The sequence below is a fragment of the Nocardia pseudovaccinii genome (genome assembly GCF_050942345.1).
Lineage (GTDB): Bacteria > Actinomycetota > Actinomycetes > Mycobacteriales > Mycobacteriaceae > Nocardia > Nocardia pseudovaccinii.
Genome location: NZ_CP192074.1, coordinates 4894453 through 4913142, shown reverse-complemented (window position 1 = coordinate 4913142; position 18690 = coordinate 4894453). Strand labels below are relative to the sequence as shown.

Sequence of the window (18690 nt, the reverse complement as noted above, 5' to 3'; positions counted from 1 at the left end):
GACGAAGGTCACCGCTCCCAGGGGTCCACCGACCTCGCTTTTCGGTATGCCTCGACTGCGGTCGGCAAGGTCGGGTAGAGATGCTGCGCGCCGATCTTCGCGGTCAGCCCGGCCGCATCCAGATCGTCGCGCAGATCGGCTTTGACACGCGCCATGGCGAAGACGATGCCGCGAGCAGCCAGCTCCGCGCGCACCTGCTCGACCGCGTCGAGCGCGGTGAGATCGACCTCCACATTGGCCTCGGCATTGAGCACGAACCAGCGCACCGGCGTAGCTCCGCGTTCGTCCCACTCGTCGACCGCGGCCAGCGCCCGCTGCCGGAAGTCCTCCGCATTGGCGAAGCACAGCGGCGCGTCGTAGCGATAGATCACTAGTCCAGGAACCGGTTTCGCGTCCGAATAGTCATCGACGTCGTGCATCCCCGCCAACCCCGGAACGAATCCGAGGATGGCATCGTGGGCCCGCGCTACACGGCGCAACAGGTCGAAGATCGATAGGGCGATCGCCACCAGCACTCCGTAGAGCACACCCAGTGCCAGCACCGCGACAACCGTGCCGAGCGCCAAAACGAGTTCACTGCGCCGAAATCGAGCGATTCGCCGGAATTCGGGCACGTCGATCAGGCGCAGTGCGGCGTAGATGACCAACGCGCCGAGCGCTGCCGTCGGGAAACCGGCGAGGACACCGCGTGCCCCGAGCAGTACTGTCAGCACGCTACCCAGCGCCACAACCGAATACAGCTGTGTACGCGCGCCCATGGCGTCCGCGATCGTGGTGCGGCTACCACTGCAGCTCACCGGAAATCCGTGCAGCACACCGGATGCGAGATTGGTCGCGCCGAGTGCGGCGAGTTCGGTATTCACGGCGACGTGCCCGCCGTGCCGGGCCGCGAAAGCGCGCGCGGTCAAGGCATTGTCGGAGAAACCGACCACGGCGATGCCGACCGCGGGCAAAACCAATTGGGCGATATCGGCGGCCGCAACCCCGGCGAAGCCTGGTGCAGGCAGCCCCGCCGGAACCGATCCGACGACCTCGATGCCGTAGCGCCGCATCGAGAAGACCGTCACCACACCGGTGGCGAGCAGCACCGCGAGCAACGGCCCCGGCACGCGAGGTGCCCGCCAAGCGAGCAACAGCAGCACACTCAGCACCGACACGGCGAGCACCAGTGTCTGCCAGTGCCACCGCCCTGCGTGCGTGGCGAGCGAATGCAACTGCGCGAGAATGGATTCCCCCTTGACCGGAACCCCGGTCACGCGGCCGAGCTGGCCGACGATCATGATCACCGCCGTACCCGCCAGATATCCGACGAGCACCGGTCTCGACAGCAGATCGGCGAGTACACCGAGCCGCGCCGCCGCTCCCGCCAGACACAGCGCTCCCACCAATAGGGCGAGTATCGCCGCCAATGCCGCGTACCGGTCCGGATCACCGGCCGCCAGCGGTGCCAGCGCCACCGCGGTCATCAGCGCCGTGGTCGACTCCGGGCCGACCGACAGCCGCCGGGAAGTGCCGAGCAGAACGTATACCGCCATCGGCCCGATCGACGCCCACAACCCGACGACCGGTGCCAGCCCAGCCACGGTCGCATAGGCCATCACCTGCGGCACCAGATAGGCGGCGACCGTGACACCGGCCAGGACATCGGTGCGCAGTCGGGTCCGGTCGTAGCCATCGAACTGCCGCAGGCCCGGGAGTAGACGCGCCAGCATATGGCCAGCATCGCACGGTTCGGCCATCGGACGCCGATGGCCGAAAGTCCCTGGGCATGGGTCGGTTCGGCACTGTGCGGGCGCACTGCGCGGTCGTAGCGTCGAATCGAAGCAGTTTCACGGTTGAGGAGACCGAGATGCGAGTCCGAGTCGTCTACGAGTCGATGTTCGGCAATACCGCCGCCGTCGCCAACACCATTGCGGCGGCACTGGGCAAATACGGTGAGGTGGAGGTGTTGGATGTGGCGACAGCTGCCCAACGCCCCGAGCCGACGGTAGACCTGCTGGTAGTCGGCGCTCCCACGCATGCCTTCGGCATGAGCCGGGCACGCACGCGGAGCGACGCGGCCGGCCGGACGGAGGCGCCGATCACGATCGATATCGGCATGCGGGAGTGGCTGGACGCGGCTCTGCCGGTGCCGCCGGGCTCCCGGGCCGCGGCATTTTGCACCAAGGCCGCGAAACCCTCCTGGCTACCCGGTTCGGCCGCGCGCGGCGCCGGAAAACGGTTGCGGCGCTTGGGCTATGAGCTGATCGACGCGCCGACCGACTTCCGCGTCGACGGCACGCTCGGCCCGCTCACCGCGGGTGAGTTGGAGCGGGCGCGGGCTTGGGCGGATCACCTCGCCCACACCGAGCTCGACCACATCGCGCACCGGTCCTGAGTGCCGAGCAGCAGCGATGTCGTATCGGGTCGCGGTCACCGAATCGAGTCCGACCACCCTGCTCGAGCTGCGTCGCACGGTGCGTGCCGCGCATGCGGGCGACGACATCGACGCGGGCATGCGGGCACTCTACGAGTTGGCCGCCCGCACCGGACTCGCACCGGCCGGACCCCCGTCGACGACGTACCTCGGCATGTTCGGACCGGACGCGACCACAGAGGTCGACTTCGGCCTCCCGGTGACCGACGCAATCCTCGACGGCACCGCCGAACGCATCGGTCTACGCCATCTCGAGCCGACCCTATTCGCCAGCACCAGACACCGCGGCGACTACCGCTGTATCGGCGATGCCTACCGTGCGCTCGACGACTGGATCAGTTCCTCCAACTATCAACCGATCGGACCCTCCACCGAGGTGTACCTGGTGGCGCCGGACGCAGCGGTACGGCCCAGCGATCTCGTGACCGAGATCCGCAGACCGGTCACCGCCGCCCTCGCGGTCCGCCTGCCCGCGCTGTTCGCCGACGCCGTCTTGGAGCTTCGAAAGGCATTGGCCGAAAAGGGATTCGGCATCATAACCGAGATCGATGTGCGTGCCACAATGCGGATGAAGCTCGGTGTGCAGATGGACGAGTACCTGATTCTCGGTGCCTGCAACCCGGTCCTCGCTCACCGTGCGCTGACCGCTGATCCTCGGGTCGGCTTGCTGCTGCCGTGCAATGTGGTGGTGCGCGCCGCGGATGACGACACGACCCTCGTCGAGGCGGCCGACCCTGAGTTGCTGGTGCGCGGTGCGGTGCTGCACCGCACCGACGAACCCGAACTGCACGCGGTCGCCCGGGACGCCAGGGAGCGCTTGGCGGCGGCTTTGGAGACCGCCGGAAAACGGCTGGAGATCGTCGAAAAGCGTGCACCCGATACGCGATAGCCCGATGATTCGGGAGCGGACTGTACTCGTCGCAACAGGCCGCGATCGTTCAGCAGGCGGTCGCCTCGCTGGTGCCGAAGGGCTCCGACAACACTTCCTCGACAGCTCGACGCGGCGTCATCGGCAGCGCATGGGAACTCGTCGGTGGCCAGCCGATCCTGATGAGAGCCTGTGGATAGCCGTAGTCGTCGAGGACCCCGGCCCGCACCCGATGACGCAGCGCCGGGATCTCGAGCGGTTCGGTCAGCACGCAGGTGGCCAGGCCGACATTGGTGGCTGTCAGCAAAACCGCGCTCAACGCCTCGCCCGCGCTCAGTCGCGAGCCTCGACCGTCGCCTGTGGTGGCGAGCACCAGCAGTTCGGCGAAGTCGGGTTCGTGCGCCTCGTCGACCAACCCCGGACCAGCGAATGCCGGTGGCGGCAGTTCGTCGTCGGCGCGAACTCGCGGGGTGTTCCTTGCGGGCACACCATCCGGTGTCGCGTGCCTGCCGCTCCACTCGGCCACTTCGAATCGAAACTCCTGATCCTCCGAATGCCGCTCGGCCGCCACCCGCAGGGCATCGACCAAACGCTCCCGCGACCGGTCACTGGCCTGCCGCACAACGGCCCCCAGCGTCGCGGCACGCTCGGTGACCAGTCCCAGGTACCCGGGCGGCACCGGCCATGAGCTGTAATGTCGGCGATCGGTCCGTCTGCGGGGGATCGCCGCACTCAGCGCGATGTCTTGGGGAGTCGGCCGATGCCGCACCAGTTCGATCGCTGCCAAGTGGTCGGGTTCGGCGGGGTTCGGCAGTCGATGTACCACCGCCGACCAGCCGAGCGCGGCGAAAGCGACCCGCAGATGATGCAGTGCCGCGCCGCAGCTCAACACCATGTCACGTTGATCGGGATCGGTCGATGGCAGCGCTCGCTCGGGATCCAGGCGCAGGTGGATGGAGCGATCGCCGATCCGCCACCGCCACGGTTGGGTGTTGTGTACCGACGGCGCCCGCACCGCGAGCGCGAGCGCCGCTTCCACGGTGTGATCATCGGGCAATCCGTGGTCCATTGTCGTCATCCTTTCTTCGCCCCGATCCACGCTGCCCCTGATGCACCGCCATCAGTAAGAGCACGACGACCCCTTCTGGCGGGACTTCGGATAACGATGCGAGGACGGTCCGGAAGTCCCGCCACATCAATGACCTTCGGCCATCACCTCGCGCCACCCATTGCGAAATCCTTAATGCAGCAGTGGGAGAAACCCCTATGTGCCTCACCTGATGGAGGTTGACACCATGTCCGAATTCCACGGCCGAAGCGCCGTCGTCACCGGCGGCGCGCACGGCATCGGCGCGGCCATCGCGCGAACCCTGGTCAAGTCCGGCCTACGCGTGGTCGTGGCCGATCTCCTCGATGCCGAGGGTGCGGCGACGGCCGAATCCCTCGGCCCGACAGCGATATTCCGACACCTCGACGTCATCGACGAATGCGGCTGGCGGCAGGTGCTCGACGATGCCGAAGCGTATTTCGGGCCACTCGCCGTGCTCGTGAACAATGCGGGGATTGTCGACTTCGGCGGTATCGAGTCCGAATCCCCTGCGTTGTTCCGTCATGTCGTGGACGTCAACCTGTACGGCGCGTGGCTCGGCATGCATCTGGCTGCCCCGCGGCTACGCGCCAATGGCGACGGCGTCATCGTCAACATCTCCTCGACGGCCGGCCTGGTGGGCTATTCCGGGATCGCCGGATATGTAGCAAGCAAATGGGGTCTGCGTGGACTGACCAAGGCCGCCGCGCTCGAACTCGGCGACGCCGGAGTCCGGGTCTGCTCGGTGCACCCCGGCCCGATACACACCCCGATGACCGCCGGCATCGACGAGAGCATCGCCGCAGGACAACCGCTTCCGCGTTTCGGTGAGCCGGAGGAGGTCGCGGCGATGGTCGGCTTCATCGTGAACGAGGCCAGCTTCTCGACCGGTTCGGAATTCGTCACCGACGGTGGCGCCACCGCGGGCATGACACTCGTCGAACCCCCGCAGGCGCACGGAACTTGGCAATGACCGCCGCCGCCCAACTGCGCGAAACCCACACCGGCGTGGTAGTGCTCTGCGGGGACCGAGCGTACAAAACCAAGAAGCCGATCGCCACCGACTTCCTGGACTTCAGCACAGCACCGCTGCGCGAGCACGCCTGTGCCCGCGAGGTCGAGTTGAACCGGCGACTGGCGCCGGATGTCTATCTCGGCGTCGCACACCTCACCGATCCGACCGGCGGTCCCGACGAACCGGTAATCGTCATGCGGCGGATGCCCGAAGACCGGCGCCTGTCCAATGTGCTCGCCGATCCCCTCGTGCGCCGATCGGAGCTGTCCGCACTGGTCCAAGTGCTCACCCTGTTCCACCACACAGCACGGCGCGGACCCGAGATCGATCGGGCCGCAACGCCGGAGCAACTGCGCGAGCGCTGGCGTGCATTACTGCACCCGCTCGCGGAACAATCAGCCGACCTCATGAATCCGACAGGGCTCGCGCGCATCGATGAACTCGCGATGCGCTACATCGAGGGCCGAAAGCCATTGCTAGCGCAGCGGATTGCCGATGGCCACATCGTCGACGGGCACGGCGACCTGCTCGCGGAGGATATCTTCGATCTCGCCGACGGCTTCCGGGTACTCGACTGTCTGGACTTCGACGATCAACTCCGCTACGTCGATTGTCTCGACGACATCGCCTTTCTGGCAATGGATCTCGAATTCCTCGGCCACCGCGAGCTAGGCGATCGACTACTCGACGAATACCTCAGAGCCACCGCGGATCCGGCACCCACCTCATTACGCGATCACTACATCGCCTATCGCGCCCTGGTCCGCGCGAAGGTCGACGTCATTTGCTTCGGACAGGGCGACACCGCCGCCCGCGAACGCGCGCAACGGCATCTGCAGATCGCCGCGCACCATCTGGAACAGGCGGCGGTGCGGCTCGTTGTTGTCGGCGGTCTGCCCGGTACCGGAAAATCAACCGTGGCCGCCGAACTCGCCGCCACCACCGCCGCGATCGTCATCTCCAGCGATCATGTGCGCAGGCAGCTATTGACCGGACAGGAGCCGACCGGTCCGGTCGGCACCTACGCCACCGGCGCGTATGCCCCGGAAGGCAAGGCCCGCGTCTACGCCGAGATGCTCGCCCAGGCTCGGGTACTGCTGGCATCTGGTGTATCGGTCATTCTGGACGCGAGCTGGATAGACGCGGCCGAACGCAGTCGCGCGGCAGCGCTGGCCGAAGAGGCACACGCCGACCTGGTGGCACTGCAGTGCGTCTGTCCCCGTGCGTTGGCCAGTCGCCGGATTCGGCAGCGCGCGGCCTGCGAATCCGATGCCACGCCGGATATCGCCGACGCCATGGCTGCCGCGGCATCGGTCTGGCCGGATGCGATAGGCCTCGACACCGCCTTGCCGTTGGACCAGACTGCGGCTGCGGCCGTTCGTGCCTGGCAGCGAAGCGGACCGGTGACAGCAAGGGACTTCGGTCACGACTCCGGGGCCTGTCTCCGCGCCGTCGAGCGCGATCGCTCAGTAGGCTGAAGGACCCGGGAGAGAGGTGTTTGTTGATGATCAGCGTCTTCTTGGTCGATGACCATCAGATCGTGCGTCGCGGTGTGAAGGATCTGATCGATTCCGAGCCCGATCTCGAGGTCGTCGGCGAGGCGGGCACGGTGTCGCAGGCATTGGCGCGCATTCCCGCGCTGCGCCCGCAGGTCGCGGTTCTGGACGTGCGCCTGCCCGATGGCAATGGCATCGAATTGTGTCGTGAACTGCTGAATCAGCATCCTGAGCTGCGGTGTCTGATACTTACCTCGTTCACCGACGAGCAGGCCATGCTCGACGCCATCCTGGCCGGGGCCAGCGGGTATGTGGTCAAGGACATCGACACCATCGAACTGGTCGAGGCCATTCGCGAAGTCGGCGCGGGCAAGTCGCTACTGGACAACCGCGCGGCCGCGGCCCTCATGGCAAAGCTGCGCGAGGAAGCCGAGGCCAAAACCGGGCCGCTGGCCGGCCTCACCGAACAGGAACGGACCCTGCTCGATCTGCTCGGTGAAGGACTGACGAACCGGCAGATCGCGAGCCGGATGTTCCTCGCGGAAAAAACCGTGAAGAACTACGTCTCCCGGCTGCTGACCAAACTCGGGGTAGAACGCCGCACCCAGGCCGCGGTGCTGGCCTCCAAACTCAACGTACCCACCAAGTGGCAGGAGTGAGCAACGTGCGGTTTCGTTCGGTGTGACACTGGGTATGCAGTCCGGGCAGAATATTGATCATGGAAGGCGAGTCGACTGTCTCCGGTGAGACCCCGGTGATGGAAACATTGTCTCAACTGCGGCTTCGTGAACTGCTCGGCGAAGTCCAAGACCGGATCGCCAAAATCGTCGGCGTCCGCGACCAGATGGACCGCTTGATCGAGGCCATGCTGGTCGTCACCGCCGGATTGGACCTGGACAACACGCTGCGCTCGATCGTGCACACCGCCATCGAGTTGGTCGACGCCGGATACGGCGCGCTCGGCGTGCGCGAAACCGACAGCAACGAGCTCGCCGAATTCGTCTACGAGGGCATCGACGACCGCACCCGGATCATGATCGGCGATCTGCCACGCGGTCACGGTGTCCTCGGCCTGCTCATCGAACAACCGAAACCCATTCGGCTGCCAGATCTTTCGAAGCATCCCTCATCGGTCGGCTTCCCCGCCCACCACCCGCCGATGCATACCTTCCTCGGCGTACCGGTAAAGGTACGCGACGAGGTCTTCGGCAACCTGTACCTGACCGAGAAGGCCGGTGGGCAGGAATTCACCGACGACGACGAGGTCGTGGTGCAGGCACTCGCCGCCGCAGCCGGTATCGCCATCGCCAACGCCCGCCTCTACGAGCAGTCCAGGATCCGCCAGCAATGGCTGGAGGCCAACCGCGATGTGGCCACCGAACTGCTCGCCGGCGGCGAACCAGGCACCGCACTCGAACTCGTCGCTGACCGCGCCTTGACACTCACCCAGTCGGCGTGCACCTTCCTCGCGCTCCCCGAAGATCCCGAAACCCCCTGTGAAGAAGTCACCGAACTGGTCGTGGTCGCCGCCGCGGGCGCCAGCGCCGAAGACCTCATCGGCGAACGCATCCCCATTGACGAATCGCATTCCGGCGAAGCGTTCCGCAAGGGACAGATCATCGCGGTCGACGAACTGAACTTCCCCATCTTCGACGAGCCATCCAAATTCGGCCCGGCACTCAATCTGCCGCTACGCGCCGAGGACTCGGTCATCGGTGTACTCGCGACTGTGCGGCCCGCCGGCACACAGCCACTCGATGCGGCCGGGCAAGCGATGATGGCCGCCTTCTCCGACCAAGCCGCACTCGCACTGCAGCAGGCGAACAGTCAGCGCCGGATGCGCGAACTCGACGTACTCTCCGACCGCGACCGCATCGCGCGCGATCTACACGACCATGTCATCCAGCGCCTGTTCGCGGTCGGTCTCTCGCTGCAGAGCACCGCCCAACGCGCCCGTGCACCCGAAATCAAATCCCGGCTCACCGAAACCATCCAGGACATCCAGTCGATCGTGCAGGAAATCCGGCAGTCGATCTTCGATCTGCACAACAGCACTGCCGATGACCCGACGCTACGTAAACGCCTGCACGGCATCATCGCCGACATGATCGGCGAAAGTGGGCTGCGCACCACGATTCGCCTCGCCGGACCGGTCTCGGTACTGGCACCACCGCTATCCGAAGACGTCGAGGCCGTACTGCGCGAAGCGGTGAGCAATGCCGTGCGGCATGCGTCGGCGACGACCGTGTCGGTCCATCTCACGGTGCGCGATGACGTCACCATCGAGGTTACCGACGACGGTATCGGCCTGCCCGACAACGTCGATCGGATGAGCGGATTGGCGAATCTGGCGACACGCGCCGAACGGGCGGGCGGCAGCTTCAGCGTCGCGAAGGGTGAGCACGGGGGCACGATACTGCGCTGGTCGGCACCGTTGCCCTGAGCGGCGTCACCCCCTTGGCATCAGCTGTCTTAGGGCCCTGCGGTTCGTGACCAATGCCAGACGTGCCGGCTCCCTCGGATTCCTAACCTACGGATAACCGATCTGTGGAATCCGAAGGGACACTGCCCATGACCACCCAAAACCACGATGATCCACACCGGCTGGCGTCGGCCGAAATAGTGGTCGGAACCGACGGCTCGGAGGCAGCCGATCTCGCCGTCCGATGGGCCGCCGAAACCGCCTCTCAGCGGGGCCGCCGCCTGCGCATCGTGCACGGTCTAGATGCCGCCGCGGCCGGGACCGTCTACGGGATCTACGACGTGATCATGCCACCGGTGATCGACGCGATCCGCCGCGAAGGCACAGACACGCTGCACACTGCACGCCGACTCGCCCATCAGGTCGATCCGGACCTGACCGTGGAAACCGAACTCTCCGACGCCAATCCGGCGCACCTGTTGATCGCTCTGTCCGAGACGGCGCATTTCGTCGCGATCGGCGCGACGGGTTCCGGCGGCACCCTCAGCCACCTCGGGTCGACGCTGCTCGCAGTCGCCAGCCACGGCCGCGGCGCGATCGTGGTGGTGCGCGATACCGGCACCGAACAGCAGACCCGACGCATCGGCCCGGTCGTGGTCGGCGTCGACGGCGGCCCGGTCAGCACGGCCGCGGTCGGAGCCGCGTTCGCCGAAGCCAGCGAACGCAGAACCCAACTCGTCGCCGTCCACGCTCGGAGCGACCTGTACTACGACCGCTTCGCCGGACTCCCCTACACCATCTCCGACCGAGACGCTGAGACCGCGGGACAGGCGATCCTGGCCGAGCAGCTCGCGGGCTGGCAAGACAAGTACCCCGACGTCCAGGTCATCCGCAAGGTGTACCTGTCGGGGCCACGGCAGGCACTACGCGAATGGTCGCGGTCTGCGCAGCTGCTCGTCGTCGGCAGCCGGGGTCGCGGAGGATTCCGCGGGCTGCTGCTCGGCTCCACCGGCAACACGCTGGTGCAGACCGCGCACTGCGCGGTCATGGTCGTCCACCCGGAGTAAACACCCTATTCCCGTCGCGCAGAAGGATTACGAAATCCCATGTCCGCCAAAGCCATCAATCCCCCCGTGCTCGTCGGTATCGACGGTTCCGAAGCCGCCGCCGAGGCAGTGCGCTGGGCCGCGGTCGATGCCGTCCATCACTGTGCGCCCCTGCATATCGTCTACGGCATCGGCGCACCGATGGACTTCGGTCCCGGAATCGCTTTCAACCAAATCGATTACGACGCCTATCGAGCGGCCGGTGCGGCGGCCGTCGCAGCCGCCAGAGAATTCGCAACCGCGGCAGCCGCAGCCGTCGGCGACCTGGACATCGTCACCTTCGTGGTCGAGGCGCCGCCGATCCCGGTTCTGCTCGACCGCTCCACCGACGCCCGCCTGCTGGTCGTTGGCACCCGCGGGCTCGGCGCCTTCCGCCGTGGCCTGCTGGGCTCGGTGAGCACCGCCGTCGCTCGGCACGCGCACTGCCCGGTCGCGGTCATCCCCGAACCCGAAAACTACACACCGGATCGGCTGCTGGGGCCAGTGCTGGTAGGCGTCGACGGCTCGGCGAGCAGCAGCCGCGCCATCGAGATCGCCTTCGACGAGGCCGACCGTCGCGAGGTCGCGGTGCGCGCGGTGCTCACTTGGTCCGAATTCAACCGCTATATCTCCCGCGCCGATATGCAGAAGCAAGCCGAGGAGCTGCTGTCGGAAAGCCTGGCCGGTTATGCGGAGAAGTATCCCGACCTCGAAGTGCAGCGCGTGGTCGTCGAGGACCGACCAGCCAGACGCCTACTCGCGGAATCCGCGGACACTCAGCTGATCGTCGTCGGCAGCCACGGCCGCGGCGGCTTCGCGGGCATGACCCTCGGCTCGGTCAGCCAGGCCGTCCTCCACGCCACCGACTGTCCCCTCATCATCGCCCGTCCACAAAACTGACCGAAGGGCATCGACATGATCACTCACCCCGATGACAATCCACACCAACTGGCATCGGCCGCGGTGGTGGTGGGAACCGACGGGTCGACAACCAGCGACGCCGCCGTTCGATGGGCCGCGCAAACGGCGGCTCGGAAGCAACGGCGGCTGCTGATCGTGCACTGCCTCGACCTCCTCGGTACCCGCGCGGTCCTGGGGAGCTACGACGCGATGGAGCCCTCGGTCATCGCGACGATGCATGCAGACGGTGAGCGCATCCTCGCCAAGGCTGGTGAACTGGCTCATGACGTGGACCCGGAGCTGACCGCCACCACTGAACTCTCCGAAGCGAATCCCGCCGAATTGTTGATCGAACTCTCGCAAACCGCGGACCTTGTCGTGCTGGGCGCCACACCTGGTGCCGGTACACTCGCTCACCTCGGGTCGACATTGCTCGCGGTGGCCGGCCACGGGCATGGCGCTACGGTCGTCGTACGCGGCGCCGACGCGGGGCAACCCGCGCATCCGAGCGGTCCGGTCGTGGTCGGCGTGGACGGCAGCCCGGTCGGTGAGGCCGCCATCGCCGCGGCATTCGCGGAGGCATCCGAGCGCGACGCCGAACTTGTTGCCGTGCATGCCTGGAGCGACCTGAACGTCGGGGCGTTCGCCGGAAGCACCTATCTCGAGATCCCCATCGTCGACCTCGAGATCGCTGAACACGCGCTGTTGGCGGAGCGGCTCGCGGGCTGGCAGGAGAAGTATCCCGACGTCACCGTGACCCGCAAAGTCTCCGTCCTCGGACCGCGCGAACTGCTCGGCAAATGGTCGGAGTTCGCCCAGCTGATCGTGGTCGGCAGCCGTGGACGCGGCGGATTCCGTGGCCTGCTGCTGGGATCGACCAGCAATTGGCTTGTGCAGCATGCCGATTGCCCGGTCATGGTCGTCCATCCGAGCTGACCTTCGGCCTCCCCCTCCGGGACCGAAGCCCCTGCCCGCCCACCCCATCCGACGGGCATGGTGATCATCGGGCCGCGGACAACCGCCCATCCGCGGCCCACCCCACAATCGGAGATCGAGGGAATCATCATGAGCAGCGCGACATTCGACGCACCCTTCCACACCAAGCCCGGCGAGAGCCTGGCCGACCCCTTCAATATCCCGGGCATCGTCCTGTTCGCGCTCGGAGTGGTCGGCCTGGCATCGACACTCACCGCTGCGGCCTACGGTTTCGCCGGTTGGACGAAAATCGGCGCTCTCACCACCGCACTGTTGTTTCTCACCAGCATTTCGCTGTTCCTACTCGAACACGAACGGCTGCGCCGCCTGGCCACGCACCGTGCGGTGACCGAGCCCGCAACGGATCCCACGACTGGGGAGATCGCAGGACTGTAAGACCCTTCCTAGGGTGCCGCGCCGACCGCCAGCCCGATCAGCGTGACGACCTTCGCCAATTCCAAACCGACAGACCAGAAGTGGGCGCGCGAGCGGGGCAACTGCGGCGACCTGCCCACTCACCCATATCACCGAACTGCCCGCCAGCCGCGGCGTCATCGCGAAGCTGCTACCGCACGCCGTGGTTCCTCAGGTTCTCATCCGGATCGGCACGGCACCGGACAAGCAGGTGCCCCCGCCCACGCCGCGGCGCCCACTCCCCGACGTTTCACCGAACGCCACGGCTGACCGATACATGGGCACATAAAGGAGTTTCCGATGGACAACATCGACTGTCAGATCTGCCAACTCTCCCCTGAGGTCCGGTGGTCGCCCTCGGACGCCGCGCCGCCATCCCGGTCGAGATTCCCGCCGCCGAGCGGCCCACGGTGATCCTCGCCTACCTCGTCCGAGTCCGACGCACCGGACGATCGTGGGGTACCCGCCCGCGAAGCGCGGTACCACTTCGGCACCGACCCGTCACCCGCCGACCTGTCCCCGAATCATCGACCGAAACCCGGTGTTCCGCATCGACTTTCCGGAAATCAGCCGGGACAGAATCCGTGCCGCATAAGGACTTTCGCCCCTCGCGCAAATTATTCGGCGCGGCCGATCACGGGGCGATCACCACACACGCGCAAGCAGCGATCAGGAGGCCAGTAATGACCACGGTGAGCACCCATGTCGCCATTCGCGAACTCGGTCCCGACGACACGAACGCACTGCGAGAACTACATGCCGGACTCGACGAGCAGGACAGCTATTTCCGGTTCTTCGCACCCCTGCCCAAAAACCTCGGCAAGGTCGGCGCGGCTATAGCCAAGAACGACCCGGCGCACTGCGCCGTGGGCGCATTCATCGACGGCCGACCGGTGGGGTAACCAATTTCGTCCCACTCGCACAGCCCTGAACGGCCGAGGTCGCGATGGTCGTCGCCCACGACGAACAAGCCCACGGTATCGGCACCGATCTGCTACACCGACTCGCCGACCTGGCTCGCGAGCGCGGCATCGAACGATTCGTCGCCGATGTCCTACCGGCGAACGGCATCGTCCGGTTCGCCATCCAGCTCTGACCCGCACGAATAGGGCCCGCATTCGCCGGATCCCGGCACACAGCGGTCGACCAAAGCCACGTCCGAACGGGACTAAAGACTGCATCGCCCACCGGTCGACCAGTGGATCGTTGACTCGTCAGGACAGACCGGAGGGAGCGAATATGGCCAGCTACGGTGCGACGGTCCGCGACGAGTTACGTGTGCCGACTCGCGTGCTGCGACACGCGATTCCGGGTGTGTATGCAGGCTACAAGCAGTTGCATGACGCCACGCTCGCCGCGGGAATGCTGGACGCGAAGACCAAAGAGTTGATCGCCTTGGCGATCGCGGTGAGCAAGGAATGCGATGGATGTATCGCCGCGCACGCCCATGCCGCGGTCCAGCACGGTGCCACCCCGGCGGAGGCGGCCGAGGCGATCGGGGTCACCTTTTTGATGAATGGTGGCCCTGCGACCGTGTACGGCGCCCGGGCCTATGCCGCAGTCACCGAGTTCTATGCCGACAGCACCGGCGACGGCGTGGCGCGACCGATCGCACCTGACGCGCATGCCGACTGACCGTCGGCGTGGATTCAGATAACCAGCGGAGCCAGTGACGCCAGGCGGAAGCACTCGAAGGACAACTGAGATGACCGAGAACGTGAATACGCACCGGCTGGCGTCGGCGAAGGTGGTCGTCGGCGTGGACGGCACGGTCGCGTCGAATCTAGCTGTTCGGTGGGCCGCCCGGACCGCCGCGCCGCGCGGGCGGACACTGTTGATCACGCACGGCATGGATCTGCGTGCCGTGGCCGCCGATTTCGATGCGAGCGCCCTTCCAGTTCACATGCTCATGGACGAAACCCGCATGCGCGGTGCTGATTTCGTCGCCAAGGCCGAGCGGATCGCACGTGCCGAAGCTCCCGAGTCGACTGTTTCGACGGAGGTATCCGAGGCACATCCCGTCGAGCTATTGATCCGGCACTCACGCACCGCACACTTGGTGGCCATGGGGGTGACACCCGGATTCGGCGCCGCCGCGCATCTCGGATCGACTCTGTCTGCCGTGGTCGCGCACGGCCACGGCAGCGTTGTGGTCGTGCGCACCGCCGACCCGCGTGAACAGCTACCGGCCGACGGTCCGGTGGTGGTCGGTGTCGACGGCAGCCAGGCCGGTGAAGCCGCGATCGCCACCGCCTTCGCCGAGGCATCCGACCGGGGGACCAGCCTGGTCGCGGTGCACGGCCACCACGACCTCTTCATCGATACCTTCGCCGGGTATCCCTTCTTCGACGCACCCATCAAGACCATGGAAAACACGCAGCGCGAACTGCTGGCCGACCGCCTGCACGGATGGCAGGAGAAGTACCCGAATGTCGAGGTCCGTCACAAAATCTACGACCTGCATATCCGGCAGCATCTGCTGGAGTGGACCAGGACCGCACAGCTCATCGTGGTCGGCAGTCGTGGTCGCGGCGGATTCCGCGGGCTCCTACTGGGCTCCACGAGCAATGCCCTTGTGCAACACGCATATTGCCCGGTCATGGTCGTGCACCAGGACTAGACCGACCCGAAAACGAGGACAAGCTGTGGGGCACCAGCCCAGATACTGAGCGCTGGGAGGTCTACACCGTGCTCGCCGACAGCGAAACCTTCGGCACTGCACCGCGACTCGCCACCGGCGAGACGGTCGATGACGAGCATGCGGTGGCGGTGTGCTGCGGCACCGCCGAGGATGCCGCCGCCGAGGGGGCGTGCCGCGCCGGTGATGCCAAGAAGGATGCCGCCGCCTCCGGCGCATCCTGCTGCCGCTGACCCCGTTGTGTCACGGTCCTTCCGACAGCGCCGACCTTCCCATCTACAAACCGGCGGGAGTTCCCGAATCAGATAGGTCTGCCAAAGACCCCTCCGACCTCGCCTAGGCTGGCAATAGAGCATCGCGCCCGGCGCGGAATGGTCTTCATTCGGGTTGATGAGGCAAGTTGCTAAGATTAGAAAGTAATCTCGGCATTTGTCGGTATCCGGAGAGTGGAGGACATCATGGGGGATGCGCGCCAGCCGCTCTATCGGATGAAGGCAGACTTCTTCAAGACGCTCGGGCATCCGGCGCGCATTCGGGTGTTGGAGCTACTCAGCGAGCGTGATTACGCGGTGTCAGAGATGTTGCCTGAGGTCGGTATCGAACCGGCGAATTTGTCGCAGCAGTTGGCGATCTTGCGTCGCACCGGGCTGGTGACTGCTCGACGGGAGGGGTTGTCGGTTTCCTACGCGTTGACCTCGCCGCAGGTCGCGGAACTGTTGACGGTGGCGCGGGCCATCCTGACCGGGGTGGTGGCCGGCCAGGCCGAATTGCTCGAGGAGCTATCCGAACCCACCTTGGTCAGCGAATCCACGGGGTGACCTCGCAGCACGGTGAGCATTTCGGCGGGCGCCGTCGGTCCGGTGTGTCGAAGGGCACGTGGGATCCGGCCGCCTGGACCGAGCCGAATCACAACGGCTCGACGCGATCCTCGATGCCACTCCACCGCTGGCCGCGCTCGAGCTAGGCGGTCTTGAACTGGAGAAATGGATGGCTTGAAGGCGTTCCGGTCATGCCATGTCGGCGGGAGCCGGCGGAAGTAGTGGTGGGAGGTAAGGCCACCACGTCGGGTGGTCACGCACCAGATCACGCAGCGCAGGGCTGCTGCGCAGCGTAGAGCAGCAGTAGTGGTCCCAAGGCTCGGCGCTGTTGCTGTCAGGGATCTGCTTGTGCGTGTGTATGCCGCTGGACATGACATCGGCTAGCAATTCGGCGATGGTGAGTATTTCGTCCCGCTCGTCCTGCTGCTCGGGCAACGGTTCATCGCCATAGAAGTATCGACGTGAGCCGGGTCGCTCGAGCATCAGCAGGTGCACCTCACGCACAGCACTCAGCACCGTGTTATTCGCGGAGACCGCGGCCATCGCGTTGCTGATCTTGGTTTGCTCGGCCCCCACACGAGTCTGCTCGGCGACAGCACTGGTCTGCTTGGCCAGGTAGATAACCGACACTGTGGTCGCCACCAGTGCGAGCGCGGCTACGAAAGCGGCCACCGCTTCGGCCGATATCTCCCCCATGTCATTTCCCCCTGCGTTGGTGGGTGAAAAGTGTTGCAGCCCTGAGGATATCAAATCCAACGAGGACGCAGATCAGGTCACTCGATGCTCGGCGGTGGCGTGGTCGACCACCTGCGGCGACATCTGTCACACGGCTGGCAGCGCCGCCCCGAACGCAGCCCTCAGCGGACGAGTGTCTCGGTGTCCTCATGATCGGGAGTCTCAGCAGCCCAGTGGCGTGCGAGGGGCTTTGCGCGGCTCACGGGCACGAAGTGGCGGGCATGATCGATAGCCTCACGGGTGTTGGCGAACAACGCATCCTCGCCTGCGGCGGGTAGGGCTCCGATGGCGCAGAGGCGGTGGTGGTGGTCGGGGCGCAGCCCCGACAGCAGCACGGTGATGTGGCGGTGTTCGAGTTTGCCGATGGCGTCTTTGAGCACCAGCGCACCGGTGGAGTCGAGAGCGGTGATCTTCGACATGCGCAGGATGACGACCTTGACGTCGGCGACCTCGGCCAGTTCGAGGAGAAATCGGTGTGCGGCGGCGAAGAACAAGGGTCCTTCGATGCGGTAGGCGACGATATGGTCGTGCAGGAGGTCGTGTTCCTCGGCGAGGTGGTCGGTGTCTTCGAGTGGCACCTGTTCCAGACGGGCTTCGCGGGCCACCGACCGCAGGGCGAGCACGATCGCGAATCCGACGCCGACCGCGACTGCGGTGACGAGGTCGAGTGCGACGGTGACGCCGAAGGTCACGACCATGATGATCGCGTCGCCGCGTGAGGCCCGTGCGATGGCGGTCAACGACGCGCTTTCGACCATCCGCATCGTTGTTGCCAGCAGCACACCCGCGAGCGCGGCCAAGGGGATGTCGGCGACCAGTGACGCACCGAGGTAGACGATCCCCGTGAGGATCACCGCGTGGGTGAGCGCGGCCAGGCGGGTGCGACCACCGGAGCGCACGTTGACCGCGGTGCGGGCGATCGCGCCGGTGGCCGGGACACCGCCGAACAGCGGTGCCGCGATGTTGGCCAGGCCCTGGCCGAACAGTTCGCGGTCCGGGTTGTGCCGGGTACCGACACACATGGAATCCGCAGCGGTCGCCGACAGCAACGACTCCAAGGCGGCCAATGCCGCCACCGCCAGCGCGGGCGCCAGCAGCGACCCGAGTTGGTCGGGGTGCACGAAGCCCAGCGACGGCGCGGGCAATCCCGACGGGATGGACCCGATCAAGGACAGGTCCAGATCGAATACACGGGTGATCACCGTTGCGATGGCGACCGCGACCAACGCGAACGGCAGCTTGGGCAGATACCGGCCGCCGATCAGGATGACCACGGCGACACCCAGTGCCGTCGCGGGAGTCGCCAGGCTCGGTTCCCCCGCGAAACGGCGCACGGCGTCTAAGGCCGATTGCCATACCTTGTCGCCCTCGGCGTCGGCGATCCCCAGCGCGGCCGGGAACTGTTGCAGCGCAATGACGACCGCGATACCGGCGGTGAATCCCTCGATCACCGGGGCGGGCATGTACCGCACTGCGCGCCCGACGCCTGCGACGGCGAGCACCATGAGCATGATCCCGGCCATCAGCCCGACCGTGAGCACGCCGCTCGCGCCGTGCGCATGCACGATCGGGACCAGCACGACCGTCATTGCGCCGGTCGGTCCCGACACCTGGAACCGTGAGCCGCCGAACACCGCGGCCAGCGTGCCCGCGATGACTGCCGTCGCCAGACCCGCTGCCGCGCCCAGTCCGGAGCTGATCCCGAATCCGAGCGCGAGCGGCAATGCCACCAAGGCGACGATCAGACCTGCGAGGAGGTCCGCGCCCGGGGCGCGGACCGCGGGCCTCCATTCCGACCAGGTGGGAAGTAGCGCCCTCATC

Annotated in this window: 20 protein-coding genes; 16 read left to right on the top strand and 4 right to left on the bottom strand. The window is 66.3% G+C overall.

The window, feature by feature from the left end:
• Positions 1–8: 8 nt before the first annotated feature.
• Positions 9–1712, bottom strand: coding sequence for a SulP family inorganic anion transporter (locus ACQPZ2_RS22115; RefSeq protein ID WP_433520181.1), 1704 nt, complete (start codon positions 1710–1712; stop codon positions 9–11).
• A gap of 137 nt (positions 1713–1849) precedes the next feature.
• On the opposite strand from ACQPZ2_RS22115, the gene ACQPZ2_RS22110 reads away from it, so the two are divergent.
• Together ACQPZ2_RS22110 and ACQPZ2_RS22105 are read left to right on the top strand one after the other, a co-directional pair.
• Positions 1850–2377, top strand: coding sequence for a flavodoxin family protein (locus ACQPZ2_RS22110; RefSeq protein WP_433520180.1), 528 nt, complete (start codon positions 1850–1852; stop codon positions 2375–2377).
• Between the two features lie 16 nt (positions 2378–2393).
• A complete protein-coding gene (locus ACQPZ2_RS22105; RefSeq protein ID WP_433520179.1) occupies positions 2394–3305 on the top strand; it encodes a DUF302 domain-containing protein in 912 nt (303 codons plus the stop codon).
• 49 nt (positions 3306–3354) lie between these two features.
• On the opposite strand, the gene ACQPZ2_RS22100 is transcribed toward ACQPZ2_RS22105, so the two are convergent.
• The gene (locus tag ACQPZ2_RS22100; RefSeq protein WP_433520178.1) at positions 3355–4353 is read right to left on the bottom strand and encodes an Acg family FMN-binding oxidoreductase; all 999 of its coding nucleotides are present in this window, start codon (positions 4351–4353) and stop codon (positions 3355–3357) included.
• A 226-nt stretch (positions 4354–4579) separates the two neighbouring features.
• On the opposite strand from ACQPZ2_RS22100, the gene ACQPZ2_RS22095 reads away from it, so the two are divergent.
• The 14 genes from ACQPZ2_RS22095 (at position 4580) to ACQPZ2_RS22030 (ending at position 16134) form a co-directional block, all read left to right on the top strand.
• On the top strand, positions 4580–5344 hold the full coding sequence (locus tag ACQPZ2_RS22095; RefSeq protein WP_433520177.1) for an SDR family NAD(P)-dependent oxidoreductase: 765 nt from the start codon (positions 4580–4582) through the stop codon (positions 5342–5344).
• On the top strand, positions 5341–6864 hold the full coding sequence (locus ACQPZ2_RS22090; protein WP_433527295.1) for an AAA family ATPase: 1524 nt from the start codon (positions 5341–5343) through the stop codon (positions 6862–6864). The genes ACQPZ2_RS22095 and ACQPZ2_RS22090 overlap by 4 nt, the downstream gene beginning before the upstream one ends.
• 26 nt (positions 6865–6890) lie before the next feature.
• Positions 6891–7541, top strand: a complete 651-nt coding sequence (locus ACQPZ2_RS22085; protein ID WP_433527294.1) for a response regulator — start codon at positions 6891–6893, stop codon at positions 7539–7541.
• Positions 7542–7600: 59 nt separating this feature from the next.
• On the top strand, positions 7601–9325 hold the full coding sequence (locus ACQPZ2_RS22080; RefSeq protein ID WP_433527293.1) for a GAF domain-containing protein: 1725 nt from the start codon (positions 7601–7603) through the stop codon (positions 9323–9325).
• 128 nt (positions 9326–9453) lie between these two features.
• Positions 9454–10371: a universal stress protein gene (locus ACQPZ2_RS22075; RefSeq protein WP_433527292.1), complete on the top strand. Its 918-nt coding sequence runs from the start codon at positions 9454–9456 to the stop codon at positions 10369–10371.
• A gap of 39 nt (positions 10372–10410) precedes the next feature.
• A complete protein-coding gene (locus ACQPZ2_RS22070) occupies positions 10411–11289 on the top strand; it encodes a universal stress protein (protein ID WP_433527291.1) in 879 nt (292 codons plus the stop codon).
• A 15-nt stretch (positions 11290–11304) separates the two neighbouring features.
• Positions 11305–12225 (top strand): universal stress protein, encoded by a 921-nt coding sequence (locus tag ACQPZ2_RS22065; RefSeq protein ID WP_433527290.1) that lies wholly within the window; start codon positions 11305–11307, stop codon positions 12223–12225.
• 129 nt (positions 12226–12354) lie between these two features.
• A complete protein-coding gene (locus ACQPZ2_RS22060) occupies positions 12355–12660 on the top strand; it encodes a hypothetical protein (protein ID WP_433527289.1) in 306 nt (101 codons plus the stop codon).
• 701 nt (positions 12661–13361) lie between these two features.
• Positions 13362–13580: a hypothetical protein gene (locus tag ACQPZ2_RS22055; protein ID WP_433527288.1), complete on the top strand. Its 219-nt coding sequence runs from the start codon at positions 13362–13364 to the stop codon at positions 13578–13580.
• Between the two features lie 44 nt (positions 13581–13624).
• On the top strand, positions 13625–13774 hold the full coding sequence (locus ACQPZ2_RS22050; RefSeq protein WP_433527287.1) for a GNAT family N-acetyltransferase: 150 nt from the start codon (positions 13625–13627) through the stop codon (positions 13772–13774).
• Between the two features lie 143 nt (positions 13775–13917).
• Positions 13918–14313, top strand: a complete 396-nt coding sequence (locus ACQPZ2_RS22045) for a carboxymuconolactone decarboxylase family protein (RefSeq protein ID WP_433527286.1) — start codon at positions 13918–13920, stop codon at positions 14311–14313.
• A gap of 70 nt (positions 14314–14383) precedes the next feature.
• Entirely contained in the window at positions 14384–15298 is a 915-nt protein-coding gene (locus ACQPZ2_RS22040) for a universal stress protein (RefSeq protein WP_433527285.1), read from the top strand.
• 68 nt (positions 15299–15366) lie between these two features.
• Positions 15367–15549, top strand: a complete 183-nt coding sequence (locus ACQPZ2_RS22035; protein ID WP_433527284.1) for a hypothetical protein — start codon at positions 15367–15369, stop codon at positions 15547–15549.
• Between the two features lie 225 nt (positions 15550–15774).
• On the top strand, positions 15775–16134 hold the full coding sequence (locus ACQPZ2_RS22030; protein ID WP_433527283.1) for an ArsR/SmtB family transcription factor: 360 nt from the start codon (positions 15775–15777) through the stop codon (positions 16132–16134).
• A 189-nt stretch (positions 16135–16323) separates the two neighbouring features.
• On the opposite strand, the gene ACQPZ2_RS22025 is transcribed toward ACQPZ2_RS22030, so the two are convergent.
• A complete protein-coding gene (locus tag ACQPZ2_RS22025; RefSeq protein ID WP_433527282.1) occupies positions 16324–16830 on the bottom strand; it encodes a hypothetical protein in 507 nt (168 codons plus the stop codon).
• A gap of 161 nt (positions 16831–16991) precedes the next feature.
• Positions 16992–18689, bottom strand: coding sequence for a SulP family inorganic anion transporter (locus tag ACQPZ2_RS22020; protein ID WP_433527281.1), 1698 nt, complete (start codon positions 18687–18689; stop codon positions 16992–16994).
• Between the last annotated feature and the right edge of the window lies 1 nt (position 18690).

Coding starts and splice junctions, on each gene's coding strand:
- ACQPZ2_RS22115 (WP_433520181.1), bottom strand. CDS start 1,712: ATGCTGGCGCGTCTACTCCCGGGCCTGCGGCAGTTCGATGGCTACGAC.
- ACQPZ2_RS22110 (WP_433520180.1), top strand. CDS start 1,850: ATGCGAGTCCGAGTCGTCTACGAGTCGATGTTCGGCAATACCGCCGCC.
- ACQPZ2_RS22105 (WP_433520179.1), top strand. CDS start 2,394: ATGTCGTATCGGGTCGCGGTCACCGAATCGAGTCCGACCACCCTGCTC.
- ACQPZ2_RS22100 (WP_433520178.1), bottom strand. CDS start 4,353: ATGGACCACGGATTGCCCGATGATCACACCGTGGAAGCGGCGCTCGCG.
- ACQPZ2_RS22095 (WP_433520177.1), top strand. CDS start 4,580: ATGTCCGAATTCCACGGCCGAAGCGCCGTCGTCACCGGCGGCGCGCAC.
- ACQPZ2_RS22090 (WP_433527295.1), top strand. CDS start 5,341: ATGACCGCCGCCGCCCAACTGCGCGAAACCCACACCGGCGTGGTAGTG.
- ACQPZ2_RS22085 (WP_433527294.1), top strand. CDS start 6,891: ATGATCAGCGTCTTCTTGGTCGATGACCATCAGATCGTGCGTCGCGGT.
- ACQPZ2_RS22080 (WP_433527293.1), top strand. CDS start 7,601: ATGGAAGGCGAGTCGACTGTCTCCGGTGAGACCCCGGTGATGGAAACA.
- ACQPZ2_RS22075 (WP_433527292.1), top strand. CDS start 9,454: ATGACCACCCAAAACCACGATGATCCACACCGGCTGGCGTCGGCCGAA.
- ACQPZ2_RS22070 (WP_433527291.1), top strand. CDS start 10,411: ATGTCCGCCAAAGCCATCAATCCCCCCGTGCTCGTCGGTATCGACGGT.
- ACQPZ2_RS22065 (WP_433527290.1), top strand. CDS start 11,305: ATGATCACTCACCCCGATGACAATCCACACCAACTGGCATCGGCCGCG.
- ACQPZ2_RS22060 (WP_433527289.1), top strand. CDS start 12,355: ATGAGCAGCGCGACATTCGACGCACCCTTCCACACCAAGCCCGGCGAG.
- ACQPZ2_RS22055 (WP_433527288.1), top strand. CDS start 13,362: ATGACCACGGTGAGCACCCATGTCGCCATTCGCGAACTCGGTCCCGAC.
- ACQPZ2_RS22050 (WP_433527287.1), top strand. CDS start 13,625: ATGGTCGTCGCCCACGACGAACAAGCCCACGGTATCGGCACCGATCTG.
- ACQPZ2_RS22045 (WP_433527286.1), top strand. CDS start 13,918: ATGGCCAGCTACGGTGCGACGGTCCGCGACGAGTTACGTGTGCCGACT.
- ACQPZ2_RS22040 (WP_433527285.1), top strand. CDS start 14,384: ATGACCGAGAACGTGAATACGCACCGGCTGGCGTCGGCGAAGGTGGTC.
- ACQPZ2_RS22030 (WP_433527283.1), top strand. CDS start 15,775: ATGGGGGATGCGCGCCAGCCGCTCTATCGGATGAAGGCAGACTTCTTC.
- ACQPZ2_RS22025 (WP_433527282.1), bottom strand. CDS start 16,830: ATGGGGGAGATATCGGCCGAAGCGGTGGCCGCTTTCGTAGCCGCGCTC.
- ACQPZ2_RS22020 (WP_433527281.1), bottom strand. CDS start 18,689: ATGAGGGCGCTACTTCCCACCTGGTCGGAATGGAGGCCCGCGGTCCGC.